Source organism: Tsuneonella amylolytica, assembly GCF_003626915.1.
GTDB classification, from domain to species: Bacteria; Pseudomonadota; Alphaproteobacteria; order Sphingomonadales; family Sphingomonadaceae; genus Tsuneonella; species Tsuneonella amylolytica.
Map to the genome: position 1 here is coordinate 466136 of NZ_CP032570.1, position 15873 is coordinate 482008.

General features: G+C 67.6%; 17 protein-coding genes and 1 pseudogene. 3 read left to right on the forward strand and 15 right to left on the reverse strand.

Annotated features, from left to right (window positions below):
• Window positions 1-7: 7 nt before the first annotated feature.
• The 8 genes and pseudogenes from D4766_RS14130 to D4766_RS02340 form a co-directional block, all read right to left on the reverse strand.
• Window positions 8-655 (reverse strand): annotated as a pseudogene (locus tag D4766_RS14130) (YcaO-like family protein); the annotation flags it as partial.
• Window positions 652-1467, reverse strand: coding sequence for a hypothetical protein (locus tag D4766_RS02310; RefSeq protein ID WP_120715992.1), 816 nt, complete (start codon window positions 1465-1467; stop codon window positions 652-654). The gene D4766_RS02310 and the pseudogene D4766_RS14130, both read right to left, overlap by 4 nt.
• Window positions 1458-2450, reverse strand: coding sequence for a Gfo/Idh/MocA family protein (locus D4766_RS02315; protein ID WP_120715993.1), 993 nt, complete (start codon window positions 2448-2450; stop codon window positions 1458-1460). Before D4766_RS02315 ends, D4766_RS02310 begins: the two co-directional genes overlap by 10 nt.
• Complete coding sequence (locus tag D4766_RS02320; RefSeq protein WP_120715994.1) at window positions 2450-3562, reverse strand: class I SAM-dependent methyltransferase; 1113 nt, start codon at window positions 3560-3562, stop codon at window positions 2450-2452. The genes D4766_RS02315 and D4766_RS02320 overlap by 1 nt, the downstream gene beginning before the upstream one ends.
• A complete protein-coding gene (locus D4766_RS02325) occupies window positions 3559-4452 on the reverse strand; it encodes an HD domain-containing protein (RefSeq protein WP_120715995.1) in 894 nt (297 codons plus the stop codon). Before D4766_RS02325 ends, D4766_RS02320 begins: the two co-directional genes overlap by 4 nt.
• 1 nt (window position 4453) lies before the next feature.
• Window positions 4454-5632, reverse strand: coding sequence for an inositol-3-phosphate synthase (locus D4766_RS02330; protein ID WP_120715996.1), 1179 nt, complete (start codon window positions 5630-5632; stop codon window positions 4454-4456).
• 149 nt (window positions 5633-5781) lie between these two features.
• Entirely contained in the window at window positions 5782-6546 is a 765-nt protein-coding gene (locus tag D4766_RS02335) for a Crp/Fnr family transcriptional regulator (protein ID WP_162935627.1), read from the reverse strand.
• 34 nt (window positions 6547-6580) lie between these two features.
• Window positions 6581-7462 (reverse strand): sugar phosphate isomerase/epimerase family protein, encoded by an 882-nt coding sequence (locus D4766_RS02340; RefSeq protein ID WP_120715998.1) that lies wholly within the window; start codon window positions 7460-7462, stop codon window positions 6581-6583.
• A gap of 144 nt (window positions 7463-7606) precedes the next feature.
• Between D4766_RS02340 and D4766_RS14095 the strand changes: the two genes are divergently transcribed.
• Genes D4766_RS14095 through D4766_RS02350 form a run of 3 tightly spaced genes read left to right on the forward strand, consistent with a single transcriptional unit; the run spans window position 7607 to window position 8421 of the window.
• On the forward strand, window positions 7607-7738 hold the full coding sequence (locus D4766_RS14095) for a Rieske (2Fe-2S) protein (RefSeq protein WP_267896436.1): 132 nt from the start codon (window positions 7607-7609) through the stop codon (window positions 7736-7738).
• Window positions 7739-7759: 21 nt separating this feature from the next.
• Entirely contained in the window at window positions 7760-8101 is a 342-nt protein-coding gene (locus D4766_RS02345) for an alpha/beta fold hydrolase (protein WP_120718007.1), read from the forward strand.
• The gene (locus tag D4766_RS02350) at window positions 8098-8421 is read left to right on the forward strand and encodes a GMC family oxidoreductase (protein WP_234024862.1); all 324 of its coding nucleotides are present in this window, start codon (window positions 8098-8100) and stop codon (window positions 8419-8421) included. Before D4766_RS02345 ends, D4766_RS02350 begins: the two co-directional genes overlap by 4 nt.
• 6 nt (window positions 8422-8427) lie before the next feature.
• On the opposite strand, the gene D4766_RS02355 is transcribed toward D4766_RS02350, so the two are convergent.
• The 7 genes from D4766_RS02355 to D4766_RS02385 form a co-directional block, all read right to left on the reverse strand.
• On the reverse strand, window positions 8428-9330 hold the full coding sequence (locus tag D4766_RS02355) for a glycoside hydrolase family 130 protein (protein WP_120715999.1): 903 nt from the start codon (window positions 9328-9330) through the stop codon (window positions 8428-8430).
• A complete protein-coding gene (locus tag D4766_RS02360; RefSeq protein WP_120716000.1) occupies window positions 9327-10109 on the reverse strand; it encodes an SDR family NAD(P)-dependent oxidoreductase in 783 nt (260 codons plus the stop codon). Before D4766_RS02360 ends, D4766_RS02355 begins: the two co-directional genes overlap by 4 nt.
• A gap of 27 nt (window positions 10110-10136) precedes the next feature.
• A complete protein-coding gene (locus tag D4766_RS02365; protein WP_120716001.1) occupies window positions 10137-11234 on the reverse strand; it encodes an alkene reductase in 1098 nt (365 codons plus the stop codon).
• Between the two features lie 10 nt (window positions 11235-11244).
• Window positions 11245-11724 (reverse strand): DNA starvation/stationary phase protection protein Dps, encoded by a 480-nt coding sequence (gene dps / locus D4766_RS02370; protein ID WP_120716002.1) that lies wholly within the window; start codon window positions 11722-11724, stop codon window positions 11245-11247.
• 155 nt (window positions 11725-11879) lie between these two features.
• Entirely contained in the window at window positions 11880-14069 is a 2190-nt protein-coding gene (locus tag D4766_RS02375; RefSeq protein WP_120716003.1) for a molybdopterin cofactor-binding domain-containing protein, read from the reverse strand.
• The gene (locus D4766_RS02380) at window positions 14066-15052 is read right to left on the reverse strand and encodes an FAD binding domain-containing protein (RefSeq protein ID WP_120716004.1); all 987 of its coding nucleotides are present in this window, start codon (window positions 15050-15052) and stop codon (window positions 14066-14068) included. Before D4766_RS02380 ends, D4766_RS02375 begins: the two co-directional genes overlap by 4 nt.
• A complete protein-coding gene (locus tag D4766_RS02385; RefSeq protein ID WP_120716005.1) occupies window positions 15049-15558 on the reverse strand; it encodes a 2Fe-2S iron-sulfur cluster-binding protein in 510 nt (169 codons plus the stop codon). The genes D4766_RS02380 and D4766_RS02385 overlap by 4 nt, the downstream gene beginning before the upstream one ends.
• Between the last annotated feature and the right edge of the window lie 315 nt (window positions 15559-15873).

Sequence of the window (15873 nt, forward strand, 5' to 3'; positions counted from 1 at the left end):
CGGCCGGAAGATCGAGCGCGACACCGCGGTCGAGCGCGCGGAACAGTAGGCCGTTGCCGTCGCGCTGGAGGATTTCGCACAGGCCGTGGCCGACCCCCCAGTCGATGTCCGGCCCCGCGCCCATCCCGTTCGAGATGATCGTCGTGAACGGCACGTAGCCGTCCGACAGCTCGGACCGGTTGTAGGCGGCAAGATCGATCGGCACGAGCACCGCCGAACCGTCGGCATGGCGCACCGCCTCCACCCATTCCAGCACGGTATCGCGGCCCACCGGGCTTCCCGCCGGCAGGCACAGCGTCAGCGGATCGGCGACCGCGCGCGGCCCCAGCGATGCGACGAGGTCGGCGTAGGACGCGCGGGTCTTCTTGCGCAGCGACAGCGACAGCGCGGGAAACGCCATCTCGGCGATCTCGCCCATTGCGCCGAGGATCGCCTGCCCGGCATCCGCGCCGTAGCCGACACCGTAAGGCATGACGCCGCGCAAGGCCCGCTCGCCATCGGGAAACAGCGCCACGATCCAGACCGGTATGCCGATCCGGTCGATCGGATCGATCGGAAAGGCGACGATCTCGCCGGCGGGAAACGCATCGAGATAGGCGCGCGCCGCGTCGGGCAGGTCGGTCGGGAGCATGCCCGAAGGCAGGCGGGCGGTCATAGCGGATACCTCGTCACTTGCGGCGGGACGGCGAGCGCGGCGTCGAGCACCGCCAGCGCCTTGGCGGTGTCGATGCCGGGGGCGTATTCTAAGGGGGTCAGCACGGCCTCGAAATCGAGCGGCGCGACCGCGTCGCGGTAGGTCTGTAGCTCGCGGTGGGTGAGGGGGATGTTGCGGTGGAAGGCCTTGTGGCTCGAGACGTGGGTCGAACGGCCGTCCGCATCCTGGTCGATCTTGAACATGTCGCCGCAGAACAGTCGCCGCCCGCGGGCATCGTGGAGCGCGGCCTGCCCGGCGTAGTGGCCGCCGACGTGGTGCAGCACGACATCGCCTGTGAGCGCAAGCGTATCGTCGAACGGCGCGGTGACGCGGAACGCCTTGGTGTAGGCGAGGTCCTCTCGCTGGATCGCCACCACCGGCGGCGCGAAGGCGCGCTGGAGCTGGAACAGCGCGCCGTAGCCGTGCGGGTGGCTCGCCGCGAGGCTGGCGATACCGCCCAGCGCCCCTATCCGCGCCAGCATCGCCTCGCTGTAATACGGCGCCGCTTCGAAGGCGATGTTGCCTTCGGGTCGGACGATGAGCCAACCGGTCCCGCCGAGGCCGAGATGCGGCGTGGTGGTGAAGGCCCACAGATCGTCGGCGATCTGTCGCGCGTCCCCTTCGTGGGTCGCGGCGACTTCGCTTTCCGGCAGGAAATGCCAGCCGTCGGGCGGCAGGTCGTTGCGCACATCGGTGCAGACCGGGCAGTCGGGCGGCGCGAAATGCTCCTGCCAGAACCCGCAGTTGGCACAGGCGTAATGGGTCAGAGGCATTGCCGGGCCTTTGCGTGGGCAGCATCGAAAAGGCGCATCAGCGCGATGTCGCGGCGGTGGGAAAAATCGTGCGAAGCGCCCCCGACGGCGTCCGCGAAGGCGGCGACCTGTGCTGCGAACGGGCTCTGCGCGTCATCGAAGGCGGCCGGTTCTGCCGGTCCGCCGTCACGCTGAAGGGTGAGCTGGCCCCCGGCGGTCTGGCCCATTGTGTCGAGCGCCGTGAGAAGGCCCGTTTCGCCCAGTACTTCCAACCGACGGCGGGGAAGCGTCTCTGCACAGTTGTAGGCGACGTGCTGCGTCAGCAGGGCCCCGCCCGCGAACCGTCCGGCCAGCGCGCCGCCGTCGTCGACCGCATAGTCGTGGATGCGCCGCTGCAGCACGATCGACAGGTCCTCGAGGGGTTCGCCCAGCAGCATCTGCGACAGATCGAGTCCGTGAAGCGCGAGATCGATCGTCGCCCCGCCGCCCGCCTCCTCCTCGCGAATGCGCCAGTTGGCGTGGCCCGGCGCGGGCGCGAACAACGGATCGACCCAGCACGCATAGACGATGCGCACCGCTACCGGGCGGCCGATGGCCCCGTCACCGATCAGGTCGGCCATGCGGCGATGCGCCGGATGATGCCGCTGATCGAAGGCGGTGGCATAAAGTGTACCGGTCGCTTCGGCCGCAGCCGCGATCGCTTCCGCATCGTCCAGCCGGGCGGCCATCGGCTTCTCGCACAACACCGGAATGCCCGCCTCGAGCGCGGCGATCGCCGGCGGGGCATGGAGGTGATTGGGGGTCGCCACGTAGAGCGCGTCGATATTGACGCTGGACAGGAGCCGCGCGTAATCCTCGAACGCGAACGCGCCGAACGCGTTCGCGGCTGCCCGCGCATCGACCGACGGATCGGCAACGGCGAGGAGGTGGTGGCCTGCCGCCCTAATGGCCGGCGCCACGAAGTCGCGGGCGACCCACCCGAACCCGGCGATACCCCAGCGCATCACCACCGCTCCGGCAGGGCGACGCGCCGCCGGTCGCGCTCGGGCGGGAACGGGCTGGCGGGATCGGTCCACGTCGCCTCGGGCCCGTACTCCGCCTCGTAGCGCGGCGACGGCCACACGGGGCCGTGCGGCCCGATGAGTGGATTGGCGACGAGACGCGCACTCCCGGGCGGAACGGAGACCCCCGCCGCCATTGCGCGGGCCGGCTGGCAGGTTTCGGCGATTGCCCAGGCTTCGACTGCGGGCGAACGCTCCCAGTCGCATGGCACGGGCGTGTCCGATCGCAGCAGCGCGCGCCGCAGGGCGCGCTCGTCGTAGACATGCGCCTGCGGAAACAGCGCCTGCCATTCCCCTGCGGTGCGCGCGGGGCCCATCGCGCCGCCAGCAACGTCCGCGTTGTGGAGATGCCCGACGGCGAGCGTCCCGGCCACGCCGACGGCGGACCGCAACCGGTCGGCGACCTCCTCCTGCGAGGGCAGGAAATAGAACGCATCCTGGCAGTGGACGAGATCGAACCGGCGATCCCCGATGGGCCACAGGTCGCCCGCGTCGAACACCGCGTATTCGGCGTCGGGCGCGACCCAGTGGCGGGCCAGCCAGCACTTCGCAAACACGATGTCCGCCGACGTGCAACGCACGCCGCGCTCGCCCAGCGCACGGGCGTAATGACCGATCCCGCCGGCCAGTTCGAACGCGGTTTCGGGCGCGGTCCAGTGCGCTTCCAGCAGCGCCAGCCCGGCGAGATACGTCGGATCGCTCCAGCGATGCGCGAAGTAGTCCGCGACCGCGCCGAAGCGCAGCAGCCCCATCGCCTCGCGCAAGGTCAGCGAGTCGCGTTCGGCAACCAGGCGGCGCAGTTCGTCCCGATCGGTCTGCGCGCCTTTCCACCACGGATCCTGGTCGGCCAACAACGCGACCAGTGCTCCATCGCCGTCCCCGTCGTCGAGCAAGGCGAGCGCTTCGGCGACCAGCCAGCCGCGCCCGGTGCGGAGGTAGGCGATGCCGTCGACCACCGGCCAACGCTCCCCCTCTCCGTCGCCGAGCGAATGGGGCGTATCAGGCACCAGCCGCTTGCCGGAAATGGGGGAGTGCCAGGCGGCTGGCGTCTTCACGGGAGGCCGACCTCGGCCAGCACCGCATCGTGGAACGCCTTCACCGGACCGTCGTGGACCAGTCCGTACTGGCCGAGCACGGTGTCCATCGTCACCGCGCCGCGCTTGAGATGCTGTTCGATCTCGAGCACGCGGTCGATCACGTCGGCGGCGTGGAACGCCTGAGCGGCAGGCGTCCGCGTCCCCTCGATCGCGCAGAGGTGGTGGCGGCATTCGGCCGCTTGGACATCGGGCAAGGCGGCGAGCGCCAGCATGCGCGCGCGCTCGATCACGTGGCCCAGCCGCTCGCCCAGCAGCACTTCGCCCGAATAGCCGGCATCGGGCATGGCGGCACTGTGCAGGTGGTGAATCATCCCGTGCCAGAAAGCCGTCGCAGGGTCCGCATCGTAGGCGGGGGCGAGAAGCCCCGCGTAAACGGCGACCACGAAGCTGTGCTCGGCGTGGTTCTCCTCGGGCTGCAGCATGATGCGCGGCCGGCCCGGCGCGGTCACGCCCGCACGCGGCTGGTCTCGCAGCGCCGCGATCGGCGCGGGGATGCTTTCCGCTTCGTCCAGCGGGTTGCCGAGCGCGGCCTTCAGTCCAGCGACGAGCCCGGTGTCGAGCGCATCGGCCACCTCGTCCACCGCCCGCGCGAGCGTCGCGGTTGCCTCGCCAGGCGAAAGACCGAGCTCCACGAGCTTGCGGTGATCGAGATCGCCCATACGCGCGGCCGCCACGGCGGCGGCCATCGCGCGCCATGCCGTTTCCCCGAAGTCGGCGTCTGCCAGCCACGCCGCCCACGCGGCCTCGAACAGGCGCGTCGCGATCGAGCCGTCGCGCCCCGCCGACCGCACCCGCTTGAGGTCGCCCAGTTCCCGCAGCAGCGGCAACGGAGCGCCGGTCAGCGGCATGTCAGGCGCGTCCCTGCGCCAGCCACCCGTCGAGCATGGCCTGCTGGCGGTCGAAGGCGTGCTCGGGCGCTCCGCCGGCGGTCTGCGGCGCCTTGAAGAACACGCTCAGTTCCTCGCGCACCCCGCCCTCGCCCCGCCTGTCGGCAAGGTCGAGGCAGCGGGCGATCTCGATCGCCAGCGGCGCGGCCAGGATCGAGTCCTTGCACAGGAAATTCAGCTTGAGCTGCATCGTCTGGCCGAGGAACCCGGTCAGATCGACGTTGTCCCACGCCTCCTTGTCGTCGCCGCGGGGCGGGTAATAATGGATCATGATGATGTGGTTCTTCACCTCGTAACCGAGGATATCGTCGAGCACGCTGCCCTTCGTCCCGAGCTTGGAGGCGAGCGACTTGGGATCGTCGAGCGCGAGCCCGTCGGAATTGCCGAGGATATTGGTGGAGAACCAGCCGTCGACATGCAGCGACCGGTCGCGCAGCGCCGGGGCGATCACGGTCTTCAGGAACGTCTGTCCGGTCTTCCCGTCCTTGCCGGCGACAGGCACGTTGCGTGTCGCCGCGAGCGCCGCCAGCGGGGCCGCGTCGGCGGCGACCGACGGGGTGAAGTTCGCATAGGGCGTGCCCGAATCGATCGAGGCGTAGGCATAGAGCATCGCCGGGCTGATGGCTGGGTCGTTGGCATCCAGCCCGCTCTCGAACGCGTCGAGCGAGGCCAGGCTCGCGGCGTCGGCGTCGGGCATCTTCTCGGTCGAGGCGAGGTTGAGGACGACGACGCGTTCCAGCCCGCGCTCCTCCTTGAAGCGGTCGAGATCGGACTTGATCTGGGCGATTGCGGCGCGGTGTCCGTCGGCCATGCGGTTGTTGCCGTCGATGTTGGCGCAGTGCGCGGTGCTGCCGACCGCCGGCCATGCGCGCATGCCCTTCAATGCGCTCGCCCCGTCGGCGAGTTCCGCGTCGCCGAGAACGCCGTGGCGCAGCGCGCAGGTGCCGAGATCGTCGCCCGACAGGTCCCAGCCGCCGAACTCGATGTCGCGGTAGGCCGCCATGCCGGCGACATCGCGGTCGGCGAGCGGCAGGCCGGCGAAGCTGTTCGATCCGGCCTTGATCATCTCGATCCCGGCGATCGCGGTCGTCGCGACCGCCCCGCCCGCACCGATCACGGCGACGCCCAGTTTCTCTGCCATTCGATGTGCCTTGCTGCATCCCGGAGCCCGTTGACTCCGCGATGGCCTTAGGAACGAAAGCAGGACGCGCGATCGAACGGGCGCTTCGTGGGCAAAATAAACCCTTCGACCGATAACGTATGTTCGCCGCTTACCGGCCGCCAAGTGACCTATGTCACATTCTCGAGCGCCATCTTAACCGGAGGCAGCCAGTCGATGGCGATGATGTGGCGGTCCTTGAACTCGATCCGCTGCGCGAGCGCATCGGCATCGAGCAGCCGGATGAGGCGACCCTCCCGCTCGATCCAGCCGTCCGCCTCCATCTGGCGCAAGGTTCGGTTGACGTGGGTCTTTGTGAGCCCGACCGCATCGCCGAGATCCTGTTGGGTCAGCGGCAGTTCGAAGGCGGTGTTGGGCGCCCCGTCGATCAGCCGCAGGCGCGAACGAATGTCGAGCAGCAAGGTCGCCACGCGCGTGAGCCCATCCGTCCGCCCAAGCGAGGCCACCCGGTCAGCCATCGCGACCTGTTCCGCCGCACTGATGCCGTAGAGAACTGCCGCCAGCCGCGGAAAATCGCGGAACAGGCGGGCCAGCGCATCGCGCGGCAACTCGTAGAGCCGGCACGCACTCACCGCCGTCAGCGTGGCGGAACTGTAGCCCCACACGATCGCGGACGTGGTGACGATGTCGCCCTTGAAATAGAACCGCAGGATCTGCCGCGCGCCGGCGGGCAGGTCGTTCGATCCGTGCAGCCAGCCCGCCGCCACGATGTGCAGGCAATCGGCGAAGTCGCCCTCGCGAACGACGATCTCGCCTGCCTCGAACCGTCGCTCGCGGCGTTCCAGCCAGCGCAGCGCGTCGCGTTCGGAATAGGTGAGGTTGATATGCCGGCCGATGCGGGTTTCCAGAACGCCTTCGGCACCGTCGTTGGTCATGCGATCGATCTCCCCTGCTCGGTCCCGAACGGCATCACCGCCTGCCGCGTTCCCCGAAAGCAGCTCTGGCGCCCTCATTCCACGCAGCCGCCAGACCTTCGCGACTCCGGGTTACGACCGATGCGATATCGCCGTCGTAGAGCGAATCCTCGACGTCCTCCGAAAAGATTTCCAGCACGTAGGGCCGGTCGTAGCCGGCAGCGCGGGTGGCAGCGACGAGTTCGGCGAGCGGAATCTCCCCGTCGCCGGGGACGATACGGTCGGCGAAAGAGCGCGGGGTGCGCCAGTCGCTGGCCTGGACCGAGAGGATGCGACCCGCAGCCCGCGCGATTGCGGCGAGGACGTCGGGCGATTGCCAGACGTTCCAGTAATCGAGGCATCGGCCCACCCGGTCGCTGTTCGCGCGATCGACGATCTCCAGCCCCTGGTCGATCGTCCAGATCGCGCTCTCGACGTTGAGCGACACGGGATGGAGCGGCTCGATCGCGAGTTCGACGCCATTGTCGGCAGCCACGCTGGCCAGTTCGCCGAGCGCGTCTCCGACGACCGCGATCGCTTCCGCCATGTCGCCGCCCGGATGCGCGCCGGTGTTGGTGAAGAACGGCGCGCCCTGCGCGTACGGGCCCAACCGCTCGATCGACCCGCGCAGGCGCGCGGTGCGCGCGGCGACGCCCTTCGGTTCGGGCACCATGCGGCTGTCGAAGAAGGTCCGCACGCTCGGCTGCACGCCGCTGATCGCGAGGCCAGCGGCGGCAATCGCGGCCATCTGCTCCTCCCACCGGTCGGCGTCGAGCTTGTCCTCCACGACTTCGATCGCATCGACGCCGAGGGCGGCATACCGCTCGACATCCTCGTCGAACGACCACGGCTTGGTGGTGAACTGGCTGACGCCATAGCGTAAGCGCAAGTCGGTCATGCGGGCGACCTCGAGTAAAGAACGGATTGAGTGCCCAACGCTCCGACCGCTTGCGCGTTCTCGCCAAACAACGGGAACCGTCGCAGGCGCGGGCAGCTTGGCTTGACGAATGTGAATCGCCTTATCTTTCCGGAAGCCTCCAAGATGATCGACAATTCCTTCCTGGCCACGTTTTCCGTCGCCGACCTCGAAGATGGAAAGCCGATGGGGATCGAGATCGACGGTAAGGATGCCGTCGTCGTTCGTCACGGGGGCAAGCTGTGTGTCGTACCTTGAGGCGCTGGAGAAAGAAGCCGGATGGAGCCGATAGGCCGGCCGGCGCTGTTCCTCCTCCACGCGCTTGGAATGTCGAGCCGGGAATGGGATCGGGTCGTCGCGGAACTGGGCGATGCGTTCGAGTGCCACGCGCTCGACATTCCCGGCTTCGGGGATGCAGCGGGCGATCCGCGCCGGTCTGTCGAGGAGATGGCGGACTGGCTGGCGGACGAAATCCGCGCGTGCGATCCGGCGAACTGGATGATCGCCGGGCACAGCATGGGCGGCAAGCTCGCCACGTTGATCGCGGCGCGTACGGCGAATGCCTGCCGAGCGACGCCAACCGCCTCACGCTCGCCGACGAAACCGACGCGGTCGGTATGAAGCGCGCGCGCGTCGATTTTTCTTATGATGCGAATGAAAAGGCGATGGACCGCCACGCGATCGCCCGAATGAGCGCGATCTGGGAAGCCGCAGGGGCCAGAGATGTATTCTCGGTTCAGCGCTCCGCCCACACGATCGGGACCTGCCGCATGGGGGCGGACAGCGACGGTGCCGTGGTCGATCCGCATGGGCGCAGCTACGATGTGCCGAACCTCTACGTCTGCGACAACTCGGTCTTCCCGAGCGCGCTTGCGGCCAATCCGGCGCTGACGATCATGGCGCTGTCGCTGCGCACCGCCGACCGCTTCCTCGCCGGCTGAAGCGGCTCAGCCGCGGCGGCGGCGGAGCGTCGCCCGGCAGGGCACCCGGTCGTTGTGCGAATAATAGAGGTAGATGAGGTCGCCATCCACGATGAGGGAGTTGGCGAAGGCGATGGCGCGGTCCTCCGGGGCTTCCTCGTCGCCGTCGTCGTCGCGATCGTCGGGCGTTATCAGGGGTTCGTCGCAGCGTTCGATCAACGTCCGGCAGTCGCGCTTGAACCGCGCCCAGCCGATCGACCAGCGGGCGTCCTCGGTCGACCCGTTGTAGAACATGATGACCGTGTCGTCCTCGCGCAGCAGCGGGCCGGTCGACAGGTGGTAGCAGTCCCATTTGTTCGGGCGCGGTTCGATCGGGTCGGGCCGGTCGTCCCACGGACCGGTGGGCGAAGGTCCGAAGGTGAGGCCGATCCACGACCGGTCGTCGCGCGAATATTCGAAGAAGAGCCGCCAGACGCCGTCGTCGCCGATCTCGACGCTGGCTTCCTTGGTGTTCTTTTCCGTCTTGGAGCAACTGTAGGCGACGCCGTGCTTTTCGAGGCTGGCGGCATCGGGGCCGGATGCCCACAGCATCTCGGCAGCGCCGCTTCGGTCCACGCCGGTGTAGAACACCACCAGCCGCTCGCCGTGCTCGATCAGCGTCGGGTCCTCGCATCCGCCGATGTCGAGATGCTCTATGCTGGGCGCGAGCGCCGGTTCGTCGGCCATGGTGAAACGGATTCCGTCGGTGCTCTCCCCGCACCAGATGCGCCCGGTGGGCTCCATCCCGTCCGGGACCGCGCGGAGCAGCAGGCGCCACATCTCTCCGTCGCGCCAGACGTAGGGGCTCATCAGTTCGCGGTTGTCGCGATTGATGGGCCCGTCGATCTCCAGGTCCACGATCTCGAGGACCTCGAACAGCGGGTCGCTCATGCGCCGGTCGCCTGGATAAGCGACAGGCCGCCATCGATCACGATCTCGGCCCCGGTGATGTAGGCCCCCGCCGGCGAAGCGAGATAGACGGCGAGCGCGGCCACCTCAGAGGGCTTGCCCGCGCGGCCGGCCGGGATGTTCGCCTCCAGCTTCGCGCGGTAGGCTTCGTCTTGCATCGCCTTTTCGTTCATGGGCGTAAGAATCATGCCCGGCGCGATCGCGTTCACCGTGATACCGTCGCCCGCCACTTCGATCGCCAGAGTGCGCGTGAGGTTGACCTGTCCGCCCTTCGCCGCATCGTAGTCCGCCCCGCCCGCGCGCATCGCGAACGAATGGATCGAGGTGATGTTGACGATCGCGGCGGGCCGCCCGGTTCCCTTCAGGTTGCGCACGAACCGGCGGCAGGTGAGGAACGAGCCGGTAAGATCGGCGCCGAGCAGCTTCTCCCACTGCGCCAGTTCCATGTCAGCGACGTGGACGCCCGACATGTTGAGGCCAGCCGAATTGACGAGGATGTCCGCCGTGCCGAGTGCTTCGACCGCACCATTGAAGCCGGCTTCGACCGAACCCTTGTCGCTCACATCGACCTCCGCGGCGAACCCGCGGCGCCCTGCCTTCTCGACCTTCGCTTTCAGCGCGTTCGCCGCGTCCGCATCGTTGTGATAGAAGATCGCCACGTCGGCCCCGGCTTCGGCCAGCGCCTCCACGCAGGCCGCACCGATGCCCGAGGCGCCGCCGGTCACGATGGCGAGGCGCCCCACGAGTATCTGTTCGGTCATGTGGGGCGTTCCGTTCTTTCGCTTGCGTCAGCAGCAGGCCATCGTCGGCCAGTCGGTGTAACCCTTCTCGCCGCCGCCGTACCAGTATTCCTCCGGCGCATCGGCCAGCGGCGCGTCGGTCGCCAGCCGCTCGACGAGATCGGGGTTGGCGATGAACGGGCGGCCGAATGCGAATAGGTCCGCGCTGCCCTTTTGCAGGTGCTCTTCGGCAAGGTCGAGCGTGTAGCCGTTGTTCGCGATGTAGGCCCCGCCGAACCGCTTGCGCAGCGCGGCGAAATCGACCTCGGGATCGTCGCGCTCGCCCCGGGTCACGCCCTCGATGCAATGAATGTAGAGGAGGCCGCGGACCGACAGCTCGTCGATGTAGCGGCCGTATGTCTCCATGACCGTGCTGTCGAGCGGGGTTTCGCCCGGCTGCGTGGTGGCCGGCGACAGGCGGATGCCGACCCGGTCCGCGCCCCAAACGCCTATGACGGCATCGACGACCGCGAGCGGGAAGCGCAGGCGGTTCTCGATCGATCCGCCGTAGCGATCGTCGCGGCGGTTGGTGCTGTCGCGGACGAACTGTTCGAGCAGGTAGTTGTTGGCCGAATGGACCTCCACCCCGTCGAACCCGGCGGCCTTCGCGTTGGCGGCGGCCTTTGCGTAATCGTCGACGATTGCCGGGATTTCGTCGGTTTTCAGGGCTCGGGGCGTGACGTGGTCCTTCATGCCGTCCTTCGTGAACGCCTGACCCTCCGGCTTGATCGCAGAGGGGGCGACCGGAAGCTCACCGCCGTGAAGATCCGGGTGCGAGATGCGCCCCGTGTGCCAGAGCTGGAGGAAGATGAGGCCGCCGGCGTCGTGCACCGCGTCGACCACCGGCTTCCAGGCCGCAACCTGTTCGTCGGACCAGATGCCCGGCGTCAGGGCATAACCGACCGCCTGCGGGGAGATATTGGTCGCCTCACTGATGATGAGCCCCGCGCTTGCCCGCTGCGCGTAATATTCGGCAGCGAAGGACGGAGGGACGCCCGCATTGTCGGACCGGCTCCGCGTGAGCGGTGCCATGACGACACGGTTCTTGAGCGAAAGTGGTCCCAGCCCGGTGCCTGCAAGCACCGGGCTGTCGCGGCGGTAGGCCATGATGGTGGGCTTACTTCGCGTTATGCGCGCCGATGAACCACGCGTCCTTGTCGACCGCGCGGCTGACACCGGTGAAAAGGTCCGCCGTGTCCTCGTCGCCCGCTTCGCTAGCGGTATCGATCGCCTCGCGGCACTTGGCGCCGAAGTCCTTGAACCGCTCCGTCAATTCCTTGACGTGATCCTTCTGGTCGTGAATCGAATCCGGGTATGCCTTGAGCGAGCTGTCCTTCTCGACGTTTTGGGTCGTGCCCTTGGCGATGCCGCCCAGGATCACGCAGCGTTCGGCTATCGTGTCGACATGGTCGCGCATCCGGTCGGCGACATCGTCGAGCAGCTCGTGGATGCCGATGAAGCTCGGCCCCTTGATGTTCCAGTGCGCCTGCTTGACCGCGTTGGCGAGGTCGATGCCGTCGGCCAGCCGATCGTTCAGAAGACCGATCATCTTTTTGGCGGTGTTGTCCTCGACACCCGAGGCGAATTGTTCAGGCATGATATGCTCCTGCTAAGGGGAAGTCTCTTGGGCAAGCGAGCGCCGGACGCGCCCCGTGCCGATCACTTGAAAGAAAGCCCGGACCCGCGCATCGTTCCGTAGTGAATGCGCGGGCCCGGGCGTAGAATTCCTATGCCTTTGATCGGCAAAAACGATTATTCCGGCATTGCCGCCAACACGCGGTCGGGCGACATCGGATAATCGAATACGCGGGCGCCGCACGCGTTGTAGATCGCGTTGGCAATGGCCGCCGCGCCGCCGCACATTCCGAGTTCGCCGATCCCCTTGGCCTGGATCGGACTGGCGGCGGGGTCGCGTTCTTCGACCAGCACCACGTCGAGATCGGGCACGTCGCGATGCACCGGCACGTGATACTCCGCCAGGTCGCAGTTTACGAGATGGCCATCGACGGGATCGAATTCCAGCATCTCGGTCAGTGCTAGGCCGATGCTCCAGGTAATGCCGCCGATGCATTGCGATCGTGCAGTCGTCGGATTGAGCACCCGGCCGAACCCGAACGCGCCGAGCATCCGGTTGACGCGCGTCTCGCCGGTCCAGCGATTGACGCGCACCTCGGCGAAGAACGCGCCGAAGCCCGATGCGGTGAAGTCGTCGGTAATATCGCCCGGTTCGTAGTGTCCTTCCTTCGCGATGTCCTTGCCTTCGAGGACTTCGACGAGGGACTTTCCTCCGGCAACGGCTCCGTCGCGCAGTTCCATGTCCTTCTCGGCCATGTCGAGGCGTCCGGCGATCTCTTCGCGGATCGCGGTGCAGGCGACATAGACTGCCGAGCCGATGGAGGCCGCGCCCCAGCTGCCCCCCGAGCCGGGTCCGCGCGGATGGCGCGTGTCGCCCAGTTCGACGAGCACGTCGGCCGGATCGAGCCCCATCATCTCGCCCGCGATCTGCGCAAGGATGGTATAGGTGCCGGTGCCGATATCGGTCATGTCGGTTTCGACGAGCGCGGTGCCGTCGGCCTTCAGCGTGACGCGGGCCTTGGCTTCCTCCACGTTGTGCACGCGCGCGGCGCTCGCCATGCCGGTCCCGACCCACCATTCGCCGTCGCGGCTCTGTCGCGGTTTGCGCGGGCCGCTGTCCCAGCCGAACGCCTCGGCGCCCTGCCGCAGGCACTCGGCCAGCTTGTGCGACGAAAACGGCAGGTCTTCTTCCGGGTTCTTGTCGGGAATGTTGCGCAGCCGCAGTTCGACGGGATCGATGCCGGCCTTCTCCGCGAGGATGTCCATCGCCGCTTCGAGTGCGGGCATCCCCACCGCTTCGCCGGGCGCGCGCACGGAGCCTGCGGTCATGCGGTGGATGCGCGCGACCTCCAGCATGAGTTCGCGGTTCTCGCCCCCGTACATGAAGTGCGAGGACTGCAGCACCGGTTCGGCGAACTCCTCGCCGGGCAGGTTCGAGACCAGCGCGTGGTGGCCGAACCCGGTCAGCTTGCCGTCGGCATCGGCCGCCAGCCGCAGCCGCTGCTTCGTTTCCGAACGGCGCATGATACACTGAAAGACCTGCTGGCGGCTCAGGACCACCCGCACCGGCCGTCCGAGTTCCATTGCCGCGACCGACGCCGCGACGACATCCTCGCTGATGCCGAGCTTCGAGCCGAACCCGCCGCCGACGAACCGCGAGACGAGGCGGATCTGATCCTCCTCGAGGTCGAGCGCGTCAGCCAGTTCGGAGATGTTGTAGTTCAGCATCTGGAGCGACGCATGGACGGTCAGCTTGGTGCCGTCCCATTCCGCGATCGAGGCGTGCGGCTCCATCGCCGCCGAGGCGTGCCCCTTCGTGGTGTAGGTCACGTCGACGCTGTGCGCGGCTTCGGCCATCGCGTGGGCGAGATCGCCCTGGTGAACGGTATCCTCGTCCTGTTCCTCGGGCTCCGCATCGGCGGGATCGAGCGGGGCGCCTGCCTCCTCGCGGTACTCGACCTTGAGGTGCTTGGCCGCATCGCGCGCCTGTTCGAACGTTTCGGCGACGACCAGCGCGATCGGCTGGCCCCAGTAGCACACCGTCGCCGGATCCTGCTGCGGCGCCTCGTCGGCGGTGCCCTGCGCTGCGCGCGTCGTCAGCTTCGCATCGTCGAGCACCGCGATCACGCCCGGCATCGCGAGCACGGCGTCCTTGTCCATCGACACGACTTCGCCCCGGGTGATGGTGGCGGTCACGAGGACCCCTTCGGCGCACCCCTCGACCGGGTATTCGGCGGCGTAGGGCGCGGTGCCGGTGACTTTCGCAAGCCCCTCGACCCGCGGCATCGGCTGGCCCACGACACCCTGCTTCATGCCGTCGAGACGGTTGGAGGTATCGGGCTTATCCTGCTTGAAATGTACGGTCATTCCGCCGTCTCCGTCGCCTGCGACAGGACCGCGTGCATTGTGCGGCGTGCCAGCGGTATCTTGAAATCGTTCTCGCCGTAGCCTTGCGCTCCCTCGAGGAGCAGGTCGGCCGCACGGTCGAACAGCTCAGCCGACGGCGCACTGCCTACAAGCAGGTCGGCAATGCGCGGATCGTGCCACGGCTTGTGCGCGAGCCCGCCGAACGCAAGGTCGGCGCGCGCGAACTTGCCGTCCGCCACTTCGATAACGGCGGCGACGGAGACGAGCGCGAATGCGTAGCTCGATCGTTCGCGCACCTTGCGATAAATCTGTGTGCCGCCGACCGGCTTCGGCAAGGTGACGGCGGTGATGACTTCGCCGCGTTCCAGCACGTTCTCTATCCATGGCGTATCGCCGGGCAGGCAATGGAAGTCGCGGACCGGGACCGTCCGGCTACGCCCCCCCTCGCCCGCGATCTCGACATCGGCGTCGAGCGCGCTCAGCGCCACGGCCATGTCGCCGGGGTAGGTCGCGATGCATTGCGAACTCGTGCCCAGAATAGCGTGGAGGCGTGCGATGCCGTCCAGCGCGCCGCAGCCGCTGCCGGGGTCGCGCTTGTTGCAGGGCTGGTCGATGTTGGTGAAGTAGTAGCACCGCGTGCGCTGGAGCAGGTTGCCGCCCGTGGTCGCCTTGTTGCGGAGTTGTTGCGTCGCACCGGCGAGGATCGCGCGGGAGAGAACGGGATAGTCCGCTCGCACGCGCGCATGCACTGCGGTCGCTGTGTTGGTCGCCAGCGCGCCGATGCGCAGGCCGCCGTCGTCGGTGTCGTCGATACCGGCAAAGCCGATGCGGTTCACGTCGACGAGTTCGCCGGGCGTTTCCACCTGCAGTTTCATCAGATCGAGGAGGTTGGTCCCGCCCGCGATGGCCTTTGCACCGTCGCCGGCGGTCAGCCGCGCGGCATCCTCGATCGTGCGCGCGCGTTCGAACTGGAACGGCCTCATGTGCCCTGCTCCGCTGCGACGTCGCGGATGGCGGCGACGATGTTGGCGTAGGCGCCGCAACGACACAGGTTGCCGCTCATGCGTTCGCGGATTTCCTCGCCGCTCGCCTCCACCGTGCCGGTCAGGGTTTCGCTGGCATCGCTAGGCCAGCCGTTGGCGATTTCCTGCAGCATCGCGGTCGCCGAACAGATTTGCCCGGGCGTGCAATAGCCGCACTGATACCCGTCGTGCGCGATGAAGGCCTGTTGCAGTTCGGACGGGTCGTCCTGCGTGCCCAGCCCTTCGGTCGTCGTGATCTCGTCGCCGTCGTGCATCGCCGCGAGCGTGAGACAGCTGTTGATCCGCATGCCGTCGACGAGGACGGTGCACGCGCCGCACTGCCCGTGGTCGCAGCCCTTTTTGGTGCCGGTCAGGCCGACATCGTGGCGGAGGAAATCGAGCAGCGACGTGCGCGGGTCGGCGGGAACGGGATACGCGGTCCCGTTGACTGAAATCGTATCGGGCAATGACGCCTCCTTCGAAGCGTCAACGAGCGGAGGCGAAAAGGTGTCCGGGAATTTGTCGTAACACTGACGGACCAATTCCTTGACGCTGCCTCGTCTTCGTGAGCGCTGCAAGAGACCCGTTGCGATGAGAGGGTGACGCGGTTCGGGTCGCACGCACTTCTATGACTGGAGGTGATTCGAATTACCGTAACAAGCAGATCTGGAGACCATGGCGTTAGAGTTGCGCTGGAAATCCCTCCGAGATTGACCGGCTTCGCGTTGAAATTACTGGTTTATTCTAGGCATTGCTCGCCGCGTTTTTCTGCTGTGCAACAT